Below are 12,485 nucleotides of genomic sequence, written 5' to 3'. Positions count from 1 at the left end.
CCCTCTTTAAGCAAAAATGTCAGCAGCAGCATTGATTGATTCAATTAGTGGCTGAATATCGTCACTGTGGTTATAAATGCCTAAACTCAAACGGTTCACTGCCCCGAATTTCAAATAGCTCATTAACAAATGGCTACAGTGACTTCCGGTTCTAATCGAAACATCATTGTCTGCAGCAGTTTGTGCCATATCGTGAGGGTGGACTCCTTCAACCACAAAGGAAACTACTGACGTAGTATTGCCCCCACCAGCAACAGGTAACAATGTGATATTATTTTGTTTTGCCAAAGCTTGGCGAAATTGTTGCCCCAAATTCCCTACATAACACGAAATAGCGCCTTGTGGAAAAGCCTGTAAGAAATCTACCGCTGCGGCAAATCCTAATGCTCCAGACAGGTTTGGGCTTCCAGCTTCAAAACAATGAGGCGCTTCGCGAAGTCGAATCTGTTGCTCACTAACAGATTCAATACTGCCTCCTCCTAATAACAAAGGCGACATTTCCAATTGCCTTTGAGCATCAATATAAAGTGCACCAATACCTTCAGGCCCATACATTTTGTGCGCTGAAAAAGCTAAAAAATCACACCCCAACGCTTTTACATCTATTGGAATATGAGACACAGATTGCGCTGCATCAATTAAGGTGTAAATGCCATGATTACGAGCTTTATCACATACCTCTTGTACAGGTGTTTCGCCACCTAAAATATTTGAACAGTGTGTTAACGCAATTAGAAATGTGCTGTCATCCCACAAACCTGTTTGGTCTATTTGTAAATGCCCTTCGCTATCTATTTCAATGATTTTCAACTCTGCGCCCGTTTCTTTGCACAGCTGAAGCCACGGTAGATAGTTTGCGTTGTGCTCCATTTGGCTTATCCAAATTTTATGGCCTGGCTTAATCTTTGACTTTGCCCAACCTAAAGCAACATGGTTGATTGACTCTGTACAGGATTTAGTAAAAATAAGCTGCTGAGCTGACGCATTGATGAATTGTGCAACCTTACTTCTAGCAGTTTCGTAAGCACTGGATGCGACTTCACTTAAAGGGTAACTCCCGCGATGAACGGGAGCACAAAAGTGGCGATAGCCTTGAGTAACAGCATCAATAACCGAATCGGGTTTTTGAGTTGTCGCAGCACTGTCTAAATAATGATTACCAGAATTCTGGTAATAACTAAATTGACTAATAGCTTTGCTGTGCACATCACGACCCACTCCTGCCATTATTTACTTGCCACACTAACGATTTGAGCGATATGTTGTTTCTCGTCAATTTTCATCAAATTGCCCGTAGCATCGCGACGGTGCATAACCACTTCAGCAATGACACTGAGCGCTATTTCTTGTGGTGTTTTAGCGCCAATATCAACGCCTGCTGGTGTACTAATATAGCTATTTTCTAATTGTTCAGGAGACACTTCTCGTAGGTATTCTAAAACCAATTTAGCCCGCTTTTTACTGGCAACTAAAGCTATGTATTTTGCGCCTGATTTTAATGCTTGTGTCATCGAAAGATGATCGCCTTTGTGCTGGGTAGCAATAATGACAAAATCTTCGTTACTGGGCTGGAGTTGACTGTAATTCAAATCGTCGTTGATGATACTGCTCGCATCAGGATATTGTTCAAAACTTGCTGTGGTGTCATTAATAATGACTTCCAGCCCTACTAGGTTGCCTAACATTGAAAGACTTTTAACAATTTCACCGTGCCCAATTAACCAAAGTTTAGGCTTAGGAATGTAGGGTTCTACATACACGCTCATCGCTCCTCCACAAGGCATACCCACGCCAAGCATTTCGTCGTCTAAATCAATATCAAATACTCGTGTTTCTCGAGCATTTAAAGCTTCTAATGACTGGAAGCAGGTTTCAGACTCAGCACACCCTCCGCCAATCCAACCGAAGATTAGCTCTCCTTTATCGTTAATAACCGCTTTAGAGCCAGTCTTAGCCGACACAGAACCGTGATTACCCACCACTGTTGCCACAATAAAATGCTTCCTTTCATCAATCAGCTGCTGAATTAATTGCTGTATAGATTGATTCATAACACACTGACCTCGCTGATAGCTTTATCTCCAAGTAATTCTTTTACTTCGTTGGCTGTGTCTAAATCGCATGTGAAATGGCTGTTTGTCGCCTCAAAACGAAATACCTTGTCGGGATAGCGGTCAATCAACTTTCTACATCCCAGTCGTATACCATCACTGTCTACGGCTAATGCTTGTTCTGCGGATAATACGATAGGGTTGCCTCTTACACCTTGATAATGAGGAACTAGCATACTTTTTTCAGATTGTTGTAGAAATGAACTTAACAGCTGTTGCAAATCACTCGCAGTTAATAATGGCTGATCGCTTAAGCCTATCAACACTGTTTTTATTTTTTCAGGAAGTGCTGTTAATCCACAGCGAATAGAGGTAATTTGGCCATCGCTAAAATTTTCATTAAATACAATTTTAACATCCAACCCATCCAATGCGTTACGAATCCGTTCTTGCTGATAACCCACAACCACAACAATCTCGCTGATACCTGCATCAACGTATTGTTCAACAACATGGCGTACCATCGGCTTATTGCCAACAGGAATAAGCAATTTATTGATTTCCCCCATGCGCTGCGACAAACCGGCAGCTAAAAGAACGGCACAGGTGCAGGGAAACGTCATTTAACCTTTCCTCCACAACACGAAGAAGTACTCGGCTGCACTTTAGTCTCAATTTTGTTTTCAGTATTTTTAAGCGACGTGCTATTTTTGAGTGACACCACTTTAGCCATAATAGACAGTGCTATTTCTGCTCCGCTTTTCGCTCCAATATCTATTCCAGCAGGCGCAATGATGTTCTCCACATCCTCGGAACACACTCCTGAGTCGATCAGCTTTTGTTTTAATGCACTTGTTTTTTTATGGCTTGCCACAAACAAAATATGCTCAATTTTTTCAGTCAACGCCTGCGATAGCGCCTCGAAATCGCCTTTTCCTTGCGTTGCAATAACTGCCATATTCGCCGGTAACTCAATACTATTATTCGGCTCTACTTCTTCACGCCAATCCAAACGTAAATTCAGCTCATTGCTATAATTCACAATACTTTTAGCAATGGGCGTACTGCCGTATAAGCGAAGCACTTGCTGATTAGCAATAGGCTCTAAAAAAATATCTATTGTGCCTTCACTAGGGCATGTTGATGGATAACACACTTTATCATCAACAAATGCGTTTTCTGGACATATTCTGATAACACATTGAGTATTTCCCTTTAGTAATTCAGGCGCAATTGACTGAACGACTGACTGACAACAACCACCGCCAATCCACCCTTTAATATCGCCATTAGCGTTGATTAACGCTTTATCTCCGACTCTTGCAGATGTTGAATTTTCTGTATAAATGACACTGGCCAACATATGTGGCGAGTGGGAATGAATGACGTCCATTAATTGGGTATAGATACACGATTTATTTAGCATAAGACAAAGACCTAGAATTCACGACAGATGAACGGCTTGTCATCAAAGATGTCAGTTCCCGCAAGCAGTTAATATTATGTACTGGTAGTAATTTATCAATATAAGGCATAGCCGCTTTTAGCGCCCCTGTTTCTACTTTATAGTTCATATCCTTTAGCAATGGCGATAACCAAAATATGTTTTTATATTGCTTTTTCAATATACATAACTGCCCTGCTAACGCCTCTGCTGGATCGGTATCGAGACCATCGCTATGAATAATGAAATGGTGATTTGCTCGTTGACTTAACAACCCTCTCTTACGCAATAGCCCTATACAATACGCAATACGTGTTCCACCGCCCCAACCTTTACTTAACAAGTCTAACTGTTGCTTTATTTTTTCTACCCGGTTGTCTCGTAGCGCGGCCGAAATATCAATAAGTTTAGTATTGAAAATAAACACTCGCGTTTCCGGTAACTCTTTAATCATGGCCAGTGCATAAATTAGGAAGGCGTCACTGTATCCCGACATTGAACGACTGACATCAATAAGTAATGTGAATCGCGGTAACACTTTTGGTTTACGAACCCAAACAAGATCTATTAAGTTTCCTCCGTTTTTCACATTGCTTTGTATGCTTTTTCTTAGGTCTATACGCTCACCTTTGGATGAATGCTGCGTTTTACGCAATTTTTTGGCCAAGCTCATGATTAGCTGTCTACAGCTTTCAGAAAACGCTATGCGCATTTTTTCGTCGTCTAAAAACGCAAAGTCAATGTTATCTATGACTTCATCAGCCGATGCCACATCTGCACGAGATTGACTACTACCGGCCTCATTTTTTGCACTATCGGCTTGGGCATTTTGTCCTTTGCTATTTTTCGATGTCCCTTCTTGCTGTGCGTTTATGGACGTTTTTGCTGGTTGAGGCGAGCGTTTAACCATTGCCATTTTGGGTTTGCGTAGCCAAAAATCACAATAAATTTGGTCAAAGCTACGCCATTGTTCATTATTTTTGCAAAGTAAAGTGCGTAACGAATGTTGCAAGTGTAACTTAACGCTGAAGTCGTTAGCCGCTAGCAACTGCTGAGCGATCACTTGAGAGTCTACATCGATATGAAACCCGTGTTCCACCAAATGGCGAACAAACAAAACCAGCTTTTCTTGCATATTATGAAGTTGTTCATAACCAAAACCGTTGGTTTCTTCGGGCTGTTCACATAGCCCCTCAGTGGCGTTCATAGTACCGAACCGACCATTTTTTTAACCGTCTCAGGGCCTAAGTTGTCCTTGTCTTCTTGGTACTTTAACAAGCAAACTAAAGAAGATTGCAAACTAACAAGGTCTTCGTCTAAGCTTCGAAATCCCAGACACATTAGGGCTTCTGCCCAGTCTAATGTCTCAGCAACACCCGGAACTTTACGTAATTGCATACTGCGTAATTTCTTAACAAAACGGACTAACTGTGAAGCGAGGTCAATATCCATGTTGGGCAATTGCATACGAACAATATGCAACTCTTCATCAATGTTGGGATAATCTATGTAGTTATATAAACAACGTCTACGCAGCGCATCACTGAGCTCCCGTGTTCCGTTCGATGTCAATATAACTCTCGGCTTTGCTTTTGCCTTAATGGAACCGAACTCGGGAATAGTAATTTGAAACTCACCTAATACTTCCAGCAGAAAAGCCTCAAATTCGTCATCTGCTCGGTCAATTTCGTCGATGAGTAAAATCGGCGATTCAGGCTGACGTATCGCTTCAAGTAATGGCCTTTGTAATAGATACTTTTCTGAATAAATTTCATCTTCAATAGTATCTACCGGCTTACCTTCTAGCAATTTAATACTGAGTAATTGGCGCTGATAATTCCATTCGTAAACACTCTGGTTAACACTTAAACCTTCGTGGCATTGCAGCCGAATCAATTTCGAACCATAAATTTTACTTAATGACTTAGCTAGCGAGGTCTTACCCACGCCAGCTTCGCCTTCAAGTAATAATGGTCTATTTAACCCGTACATCAATGACAAACTAAATCCCAAATCTGCCGAAGCCAAATAGCCAACTTCTTTTAATTTATCGCAGATCCCTGTTGCGCTATATGTTTGATCAATTGGGCTTTTATCTGTCATTATTTTTTCCTGCGAAATAAGCCTTTCACCATGTTCACGAATACTGAGAAACCAAAACTCAGTGCATTTACACTTTTTGGTTGTTGCTCTAATCGCGCTCTCGCAGCTTCAGCATCACTATTGCTACCAATGGCCAACACATGATCTTGGTAACGCACACCAAATTGATTTAGCATTTGATCTGCCACTTGACCAATCATTCGTCCACCAAAGGCGGCTAGCTTACCTCTAACTTTAAAAGTAGCGTCTCCTACCAAGTCAAACCCATCAGAAGTTTCAACAATTTCCGCCGTTAAATTCATTTCAGCAGACGATGTACCTTTTGAATCTTGCCCACTGCCACTTATCTGCATTGAACGAGTGTTATCATCCATTTTTAACACGGTAATTTTTCCATCAAACTTCATGGTGATTGGCCCGATAGAAATTTCAACCACTGCTATAAAGTTACTGTCGTCGACTTTCTCTGTTACTCGCCCACCAGGGAAACACCCTGCAAGCAACGAAATATCTTGAAGAATAGTCCAGCCATCATCAGCACTTGCTTTGATAGTGAACTCTTTATGAACCGCCATACCATCATCGGTTTCAACAATAGAATCAGATGCTTTTTTAACTCTTTTTGAAGCATTGACCGATGAGTCATTGCTTACTTCAGGAACAAACCCGTCTTTTGCCTTTTGTATCATTTCTTGAACAGAATCAGAGATACCGGACTCAGGAATATTTAGTTCATTTATCTGTTGCCACACTCGGTATGCTGTGTGGGGCATATCCAAATGTGTTACACCTAAATGAGCAAAGGCATCTGCAACCGCTGAGGTAAAACACGGAATACTTCCTACGTGTGGTGATTCTGCCACTCCTTTAGCACCAAGAGGATGGTGAGGAGATGGTGTCACTGTATAGTCTGTTTCCCACTTTGGCGTTTCAACAGCGGTAGGAATAAAGTAATCCATAAAGGTATTACCCAAAATATTGCCTTCCTTATCAAAAGGTAACTCTTGACCGAAAGCCACGGCAAACCCTTCAGTTAACCCGCCGTGTATCTGTCCATCGATAATCATTGGATTAATACGGGTTCCACAATCATCAAGTGCATAGAAACGCCTTACTTTAGTTTCCCCAGTGCCTTTATCAATATCAACGACGCATAAGTACGCACCAAACGGATAAGTAAAGTTGGGTGGATCATAGTAGTACACAGCTTCTAATCCAGGTTCCATATCATCTGGCAGTGAGTTATAAGACGCTGAAGCAATTTCAGCCATTGTCTTCTCTAAACCCGGAGCACCTTTCACACTGAATTTATTATCATTCCATTCAAGATCATCTTCAGCCACTTCTAATAAATGAGCAGCGATCTTTTTGGCTTTATCTCTAATCAATCGAGACGCTTTCGCTACAGCTGCACCGGCAACAGGTGTTGAACGAGACCCATAAGTCCCTAAACCATAAGGCGCTGTATCGGTATCACCTTCTTCAATGGTAATGAGATCAGAATGAATACCTAGCTCTGACGCAATAATTTGCGCATAGGTTGTCGTGTGCCCTTGGCCTTGAGTGATGGTTCCCATACGAGCAATTATACTGCCGTCGGGATGAACGCGGATTTCCGCGCTATCAAACATACCTACGCCAAGAATGTCGCAATTTCTTGTAGGGCCTGCACCAACCACTTCGGTAAAGGTACAAAGACCAATTCCCATCAATTCGCCTTTTTCCCGTTTTTCCTTTTGCTCTAGCAATAATGCAGGGTAATCAACTGCATCCATCACCTTGCGTAGAGCAGTATGATAATCGCCACTATCGAGCTGCCAACCTAGCGGTGTATCATAAGGAAATTGCTCAGGTTTAACGAAATTACGCATGCGAATTTCAGCGAGGGACACGCCAATTTTACGGGCCAATAAATCGATTGTACGTTCAATGACATAAACCGCTTCTGTTACACGGAAAGAGCAACGATAAGCAACCCCACCCGGTGATTTATTGGTATATACACCAACAACATTTAAGTAGGCTTGTGGAATATCATACGAACCAGTACAAATGCTCATAAAGCCCGCTGGCCATTTGGTTGGTTGAGCTTGAGAGTTAAATGCGCCGTGATCACCTAGTACATTCACTCGTAACGCTTTAATAATACCGTTTTCATCAGCCGCAAGCTCACCTGTCATAAAGTAGTCTCGAGCCCATGCAGTTGTTGATAAATGATCAGTTCTATTCTCAACAAATTTAACCGGCACGCCTAAAACAATCGACGCTACAACAGACAATACATACCCGGGGTATATCCCCACTTTGTTTCCAAAACCACCACCAATGTCTGGCGAAATAACGCGAACCTTACTTTCAGGAATACCTGATAATGAAGACACAATAGTACGAACCACATGAGGCGCTTGAGATGTCACATATAAAGTTAGGGTTTCTTTTACTGGGTCAAACGATGCCACACTACCACAGGTTTCTAATGGCGAAGGATGTACCCTTGGGTAATACATGTCCTCTTTAACAACCACAGGAGCCCGCGAAAAAATATCATCTGTGTCGTCTTTATCACCCACTTCCCATTCAAAGATTTTATTGGGATGATTGTCGTTTGACGCGTCCACCAAGTCATCTCTTACAATCGGAGCATCATCATTTAAACAATCATAAGGGTCGACCATTGGAGATAGAATTTCGTATTCAACTTCTACAAGTTCTAATGCATCTGCTGCAATGTAACGGTCGTCGGCAATAACGGCTGCAACTTCCTGATACTGAAAGTGTACTTTTTTATCGGCCAATACGGCTTGCATATCACCTGCAAGTGTTGGCATCCAATGTAAGTTTAATGGCTTCAAATCGTCTGCGGTCAATACCGCTTGAACGCCTGGAAGTGCAAGCGCTTTTTCTTTGTTGATCGATACAATATTAGCGTGAGCATAAGGACTACGCACCATGTCGATAAACAACATGCCCGGTAGTTTTACATCATCAACGTATTGCCCTTGGCCTCTTACAAACTTTGGATCTTCTTTACGCTTTCTTGAACAGCCTATACCCTGAACATTCTGTGTTGCACTTTTTGCTTCTGGCTCTGCTGTAGATTCTGGGTTCTCTGTTACAACTGCGGTGCTATCAGTACTTGTATTCATTAGTAACCTCGTATTTTATTCTGCTGCGGCAAGATTCTTTAAATTCTCACTTGCGGTCATCACTGCCTTAATGATGTTTTGGTAACCGGTACAGCGACATAGGTTTCCAGATAATCCCCAACGGATCTCTTCTTCTGTTGGTGATGGGTTTTCTTGAAGAAAGCGATACGCACGCATCATCATGCCTGTAGTACAAAAACCACATTGCAAACCATGCTCTTTAATAAACGCAGCTTGTACAGCATGTAGTCCTTTAGTGTCAGCTAGCCCTTCGACGGTAATCACTTTTTTACCCGCAGCTTGAACGGCTAAAACAGTACACGATTTAACTGATTGACCATCGATATCAACAGTACAAACACCACAGTGGGTAGTATCACACCCAATATGAGTACCTGTAAGGTTTAGCTTTTCTCGTAGTGCGTGAACCAGCAAAGTACGGTCTTCAACTTCAACTTCTGTATCTTTACCATTGAGATTAAAATTGATTTTATTATTCGACATTATTCACCTCCTTTATTCTGAACTGCATTATGCAATAGCATCACTAAGTGCTCGTTTTAGCATCTCACCAGCCATTTTTATCTTATATTCACTGTTCCCACGTTGATCTTCTGCAGGTTCACAGTCTTCCATAGCCAAATGTATAGCCGCGTTAATACTGTCGTCAGATAATGGCTGAGAATTGAGTAGCCATTCCGCTCGTTCAGCACGAAATGATTTTGGCCCTAGATTAGTTAACGCAATACGCACATCTCGACACTGTTTCCCTTCAAGAGTCAACGTCAGCGCACATGCAGCTGTGGCAAAATCCCCTGTTTTACGCTTCAATTTTCGGAAACCATAACGCTTCTTGGTTGCGGCACGAGGAATAATGATTTTTGAAAGTAGTTCCCCTGATTGCAATGCTGTTTCATAAGTACCAATAAAAAATTGGTCAGCTTTTAACTTGCGGTTTCCTGAAGAAGAAGAAAGTACAAATGTGGCATCAAGCGCCAGCATTATTGAAGGCTGATCATTCGCGGGATCGCCATGAGCGATATCTCCCCCAATAGTGCCTCTATTTCTGATTTGTGGGTCAGCAATTAATCTGACTGCCTTGTCTAAAAGCGGGCATATGTTAATCATATCAGGGTAGCGCAATAGATCATTTTCCGATGTCATCGCTCCAATGGTGAGTGACTCCTCTGTGACTTCAATCCCTTTAAGCCCTTCAACATTGCCTAAATCAATTAAGTGTGCGGGTTCGGCAAATCGAAATTTCATCATAGGCAATAAACTATGCCCTCCCGCTAACAATTTCGCGTCTGATCCAAACTCGCTCATAAGAGCAAAGACGTCTTGCAAGTTCATTGGTGCATGGTATTTAAAATTGGGAGCTATCATTGTGACCCTCGAAATTCCTTGAATTATTTATCTTATTAGCGTTTTAGCACTTACAAAGGTACTCATGTAAATAATTTAACATAACAAATACACAAGATTAACAATCTGAATAAAAATTTAGCAGATTTAAACTAACACCCTTATTAACAAGCATTCAAACTCTAATTCACGAACAGACCATATGGCAGCTTCAATAGTACCAATCAATACTTAAGTGCTTATTTTGTACAATCAAATTTTAAATAGGAGTACAAAGTCGTCAACATCGACTTCGCTTTTGTATTTATAAAGGAAATAAGAAATAGAGGTAAGTTTTCTTATTTATTCATGTCTTATTTTGGATTTTTTCTAAAATAAGACATGAATTAAACAAAGCTATAATCATATAAAGCATCACCTTTATCGCCATGAACCTGTGCATTAAACGACACAATGATTCGGTCTTTTTCGCCGATATAAGGTAAAGCCATATGTTTAAGGTGGGAAGGAAATATACACAGCACGCCAGCTTCAGGTTTCGAATCAAAGCTAGTTGACTGTAAATAATGATTACCTGAATCCATGTAGCCACCACCAATCAAATCCATATGGTGTCCATAAAAACGTGTCACGCCATTTTTTTCACCCAGTTCTTTATTGGCAATGCGTTTTTTTTCATCATCTACTTGAACATAATAAACACCGGACCAACTGCAGTTACCATGATTGTGAGTTTCATGAAACCCGTGTCCATTTTGTATTTGAAACCACGCCCCAACCACATTCATATTCATTTTTTTTGACGCGCTATGCTTCCACATATCACCATTCATTGTACTTGCTATTTCAAACATTGAATTCGAAATAAAGGCGAATAATTGATTCAGCGCTTCATTATTGTAACGCACTAACAAATCGTCTTTGCTCGAATAGACGGGTGCATCAGGAATATTGTCTGCGCGCATTTGATCGTAAAACAACTTAATTAGTTTAGGGTTAATTAATTCGTGCTTATCAAATTTCTTCCGTAAAATTGGCGTAGGCCAAAGCATGTGAATATGCTCATTCTCTTGTTTCATATTACCCTCTTTGAAGTATTAAATTACGTCCTAGTTTCCCTCATCAGAATTTGGACAAACCCAATTTTTCAGAGCTTAAATATGGGAATTAGAAAGCGCACATAACTTTTATCATCAAGTTCTAAAAGCCAATGTACATTGTCTTAATAAGGTATCAAATTAGGCGCTCAGTATCGTTCTGATGGCGGCTCTACATCGTTTTTAATTACTAACACCATTAAAAATACAATTGCAATTGGCGGAAGAAGTGCACTAAAAAAAGCAATAACGGCTGTTAGCACCGGCGTTTGAGTTTTTCTTTTTCCTAAATAGTAACCAAGCGAAACCATAATAATTGCAAATACGATTACAATTTTTCCGAGTAAACCATTACTGATTGGCATAGTGAAAACCCTTTCCCTCAAAAATGAAAAGCAACATGATATCAGGCAACTATACCGATAAAGAACCAAAAACCAACCTTGATCCCTATTATTTACGCCTAAGCTGTTTATCTTTGTCGCATCGCGCCCGTTTGGGACTAAAGTAAAAAACAATGAACAAACTTGCATACTTGCAAATATATGCAACAATAAACAAATGAAAACTGAACAAATACAAGAAACCGTGGATCTCTTAAAGGCCTTAGGAGAATTTAATAGACTTTCATTAGTTTACAAACTGTGTGAATGCCAAACACCACAAAATGCGATGTGTTTGTGCGACTGTTGTAACGTTGATTCTTCTGTTGTGTCTCGTCACCTTAAGACGCTCACACAAAGCGGCGTTTTAACCTTCAACAAAAAAGGACGAGAAAAGACCTATAGCCTCGACAGAGCGAATGTTGCCAAAGAGCTAAGAGCCCTTGCCGACAAAATCGAGTCCAATACCTAATAGTTTTTTAACCGGAGAGTACCTATGAGCGAAAGTAACTGTAAGTGCGATTGTAAGCAATCTGAATGTTGTCAAAACAAAACATGTGAATGTTGCAAAGAAAGTTGTTGCTGCTAATTTAGTTTAAAACGTTATCAACAACAGATAAAAAGCCTGATATTGCTAGTTTTATATCGGGCTTTTTTTATTTTCATTGGTGTCGAATTTATATGTATTTTCAGATATAAAACAACCTTTACAAAAAGAAAAAGCAAAAGCAAAAGCAAAAGCAAAGAGTATTTTTCAAAAAAATTCGCAAGATTTTGATTACTATCTTATTCTGATCATATCGTTTATTTTTATCAAATCTAATGTACTAGACTGGGGACGTATTCTTGCTGAGTGTATATCAAACGCTGAAGTCAGCTATATGGATTTTTGATGT

General features: G+C 40.6%; 13 protein-coding genes. 2 read left to right on the top strand and 11 right to left on the bottom strand.

Features of this window, described 5'->3' with window-relative positions; genetic code table 11:
- Window positions 1-6 precede the first annotated feature (6 nt).
- From J3L16_RS10755 to J3L16_RS10705, 11 genes are all read right to left on the bottom strand, one after another.
- On the bottom strand, window positions 7-1,227 hold the full coding sequence (locus J3L16_RS10755; RefSeq protein WP_207612984.1) for a cysteine desulfurase: 1,221 nt from the start codon (window positions 1,225-1,227) through the stop codon (window positions 7-9).
- Window positions 1,227-2,051, bottom strand: a complete 825-nt coding sequence (locus J3L16_RS10750) for an XdhC family protein (RefSeq protein WP_207612983.1) — start codon at window positions 2,049-2,051, stop codon at window positions 1,227-1,229. The genes J3L16_RS10755 and J3L16_RS10750 overlap by 1 nt, the downstream gene beginning before the upstream one ends.
- Complete coding sequence (locus tag J3L16_RS10745) at window positions 2,048-2,674, bottom strand: nucleotidyltransferase family protein (RefSeq protein ID WP_207612982.1); 627 nt, start codon at window positions 2,672-2,674, stop codon at window positions 2,048-2,050. Before J3L16_RS10745 ends, J3L16_RS10750 begins: the two co-directional genes overlap by 4 nt.
- Window positions 2,671-3,477: an XdhC family protein gene (locus tag J3L16_RS10740; RefSeq protein WP_207612981.1), complete on the bottom strand. Its 807-nt coding sequence runs from the start codon at window positions 3,475-3,477 to the stop codon at window positions 2,671-2,673. Before J3L16_RS10740 ends, J3L16_RS10745 begins: the two co-directional genes overlap by 4 nt.
- On the bottom strand, window positions 3,467-4,702 hold the full coding sequence (locus J3L16_RS10735) for a VWA domain-containing protein (protein ID WP_207612980.1): 1,236 nt from the start codon (window positions 4,700-4,702) through the stop codon (window positions 3,467-3,469). Before J3L16_RS10735 ends, J3L16_RS10740 begins: the two co-directional genes overlap by 11 nt.
- On the bottom strand, window positions 4,699-5,598 hold the full coding sequence (locus J3L16_RS10730) for a MoxR family ATPase (RefSeq protein WP_207612979.1): 900 nt from the start codon (window positions 5,596-5,598) through the stop codon (window positions 4,699-4,701). Before J3L16_RS10730 ends, J3L16_RS10735 begins: the two co-directional genes overlap by 4 nt.
- A complete protein-coding gene (locus tag J3L16_RS10725) occupies window positions 5,598-8,744 on the bottom strand; it encodes an aerobic carbon-monoxide dehydrogenase large subunit (protein WP_207612978.1) in 3,147 nt (1,048 codons plus the stop codon). Before J3L16_RS10725 ends, J3L16_RS10730 begins: the two co-directional genes overlap by 1 nt.
- Window positions 8,745-8,759: 15 nt before the next feature.
- Complete coding sequence (locus J3L16_RS10720) at window positions 8,760-9,248, bottom strand: (2Fe-2S)-binding protein (RefSeq protein WP_207612977.1); 489 nt, start codon at window positions 9,246-9,248, stop codon at window positions 8,760-8,762.
- Between the two features lie 27 nt (window positions 9,249-9,275).
- Entirely contained in the window at window positions 9,276-10,130 is an 855-nt protein-coding gene (locus J3L16_RS10715; RefSeq protein WP_207612976.1) for a xanthine dehydrogenase family protein subunit M, read from the bottom strand.
- Window positions 10,131-10,495: 365 nt separating this feature from the next.
- Window positions 10,496-11,188, bottom strand: a complete 693-nt coding sequence (locus J3L16_RS10710) for a putative 2OG-Fe(II) oxygenase (protein ID WP_207612975.1) — start codon at window positions 11,186-11,188, stop codon at window positions 10,496-10,498.
- 167 nt (window positions 11,189-11,355) lie between these two features.
- Entirely contained in the window at window positions 11,356-11,571 is a 216-nt protein-coding gene (locus J3L16_RS10705; RefSeq protein ID WP_207612974.1) for a hypothetical protein, read from the bottom strand.
- 196 nt (window positions 11,572-11,767) lie between these two features.
- On the opposite strand from J3L16_RS10705, the gene J3L16_RS10700 reads away from it, so the two are divergent.
- The gene (locus tag J3L16_RS10700) at window positions 11,768-12,061 is read left to right on the top strand and encodes a helix-turn-helix transcriptional regulator (RefSeq protein ID WP_207612973.1); all 294 of its coding nucleotides are present in this window, start codon (window positions 11,768-11,770) and stop codon (window positions 12,059-12,061) included.
- A gap of 196 nt (window positions 12,062-12,257) precedes the next feature.
- On the top strand, window positions 12,258-12,482 hold the full coding sequence (locus J3L16_RS10695; RefSeq protein ID WP_207612972.1) for a hypothetical protein: 225 nt from the start codon (window positions 12,258-12,260) through the stop codon (window positions 12,480-12,482).
- The last annotated feature ends 3 nt before the right edge of the window (window positions 12,483-12,485 follow it).

This window comes from Alteromonas sp. 5E99-2, assembly GCF_017368475.1.
In the GTDB taxonomy this organism is placed as follows: Bacteria; Pseudomonadota; Gammaproteobacteria; order Enterobacterales; family Alteromonadaceae; genus Alteromonas_F.
This window is presented reverse-complemented; position numbering and strand designations above follow the sequence as displayed.

What these genes read in the sequence shown, in the direction of transcription:
- J3L16_RS10755 (WP_207612984.1), bottom strand. Translation starts at nt 1,227, where the DNA reads ATGGCAGGAGTGGGTCGTGATGTGCACAGCAAAGCTATTAGTCAATTT.
- J3L16_RS10750 (WP_207612983.1), bottom strand. Translation starts at nt 2,051, where the DNA reads ATGAATCAATCTATACAGCAATTAATTCAGCAGCTGATTGATGAAAGG.
- J3L16_RS10745 (WP_207612982.1), bottom strand. Translation starts at nt 2,674, where the DNA reads ATGACGTTTCCCTGCACCTGTGCCGTTCTTTTAGCTGCCGGTTTGTCG.
- J3L16_RS10740 (WP_207612981.1), bottom strand. Translation starts at nt 3,477, where the DNA reads ATGCTAAATAAATCGTGTATCTATACCCAATTAATGGACGTCATTCAT.
- J3L16_RS10735 (WP_207612980.1), bottom strand. Translation starts at nt 4,702, where the DNA reads ATGAACGCCACTGAGGGGCTATGTGAACAGCCCGAAGAAACCAACGGT.
- J3L16_RS10730 (WP_207612979.1), bottom strand. Translation starts at nt 5,598, where the DNA reads ATGACAGATAAAAGCCCAATTGATCAAACATATAGCGCAACAGGGATC.
- J3L16_RS10725 (WP_207612978.1), bottom strand. Translation starts at nt 8,744, where the DNA reads ATGAATACAAGTACTGATAGCACCGCAGTTGTAACAGAGAACCCAGAA.
- J3L16_RS10720 (WP_207612977.1), bottom strand. Translation starts at nt 9,248, where the DNA reads ATGTCGAATAATAAAATCAATTTTAATCTCAATGGTAAAGATACAGAA.
- J3L16_RS10715 (WP_207612976.1), bottom strand. Translation starts at nt 10,130, where the DNA reads ATGATAGCTCCCAATTTTAAATACCATGCACCAATGAACTTGCAAGAC.
- J3L16_RS10710 (WP_207612975.1), bottom strand. Translation starts at nt 11,188, where the DNA reads ATGAAACAAGAGAATGAGCATATTCACATGCTTTGGCCTACGCCAATT.
- J3L16_RS10705 (WP_207612974.1), bottom strand. Translation starts at nt 11,571, where the DNA reads ATGCCAATCAGTAATGGTTTACTCGGAAAAATTGTAATCGTATTTGCA.
- J3L16_RS10700 (WP_207612973.1), top strand. Translation starts at nt 11,768, where the DNA reads ATGAAAACTGAACAAATACAAGAAACCGTGGATCTCTTAAAGGCCTTA.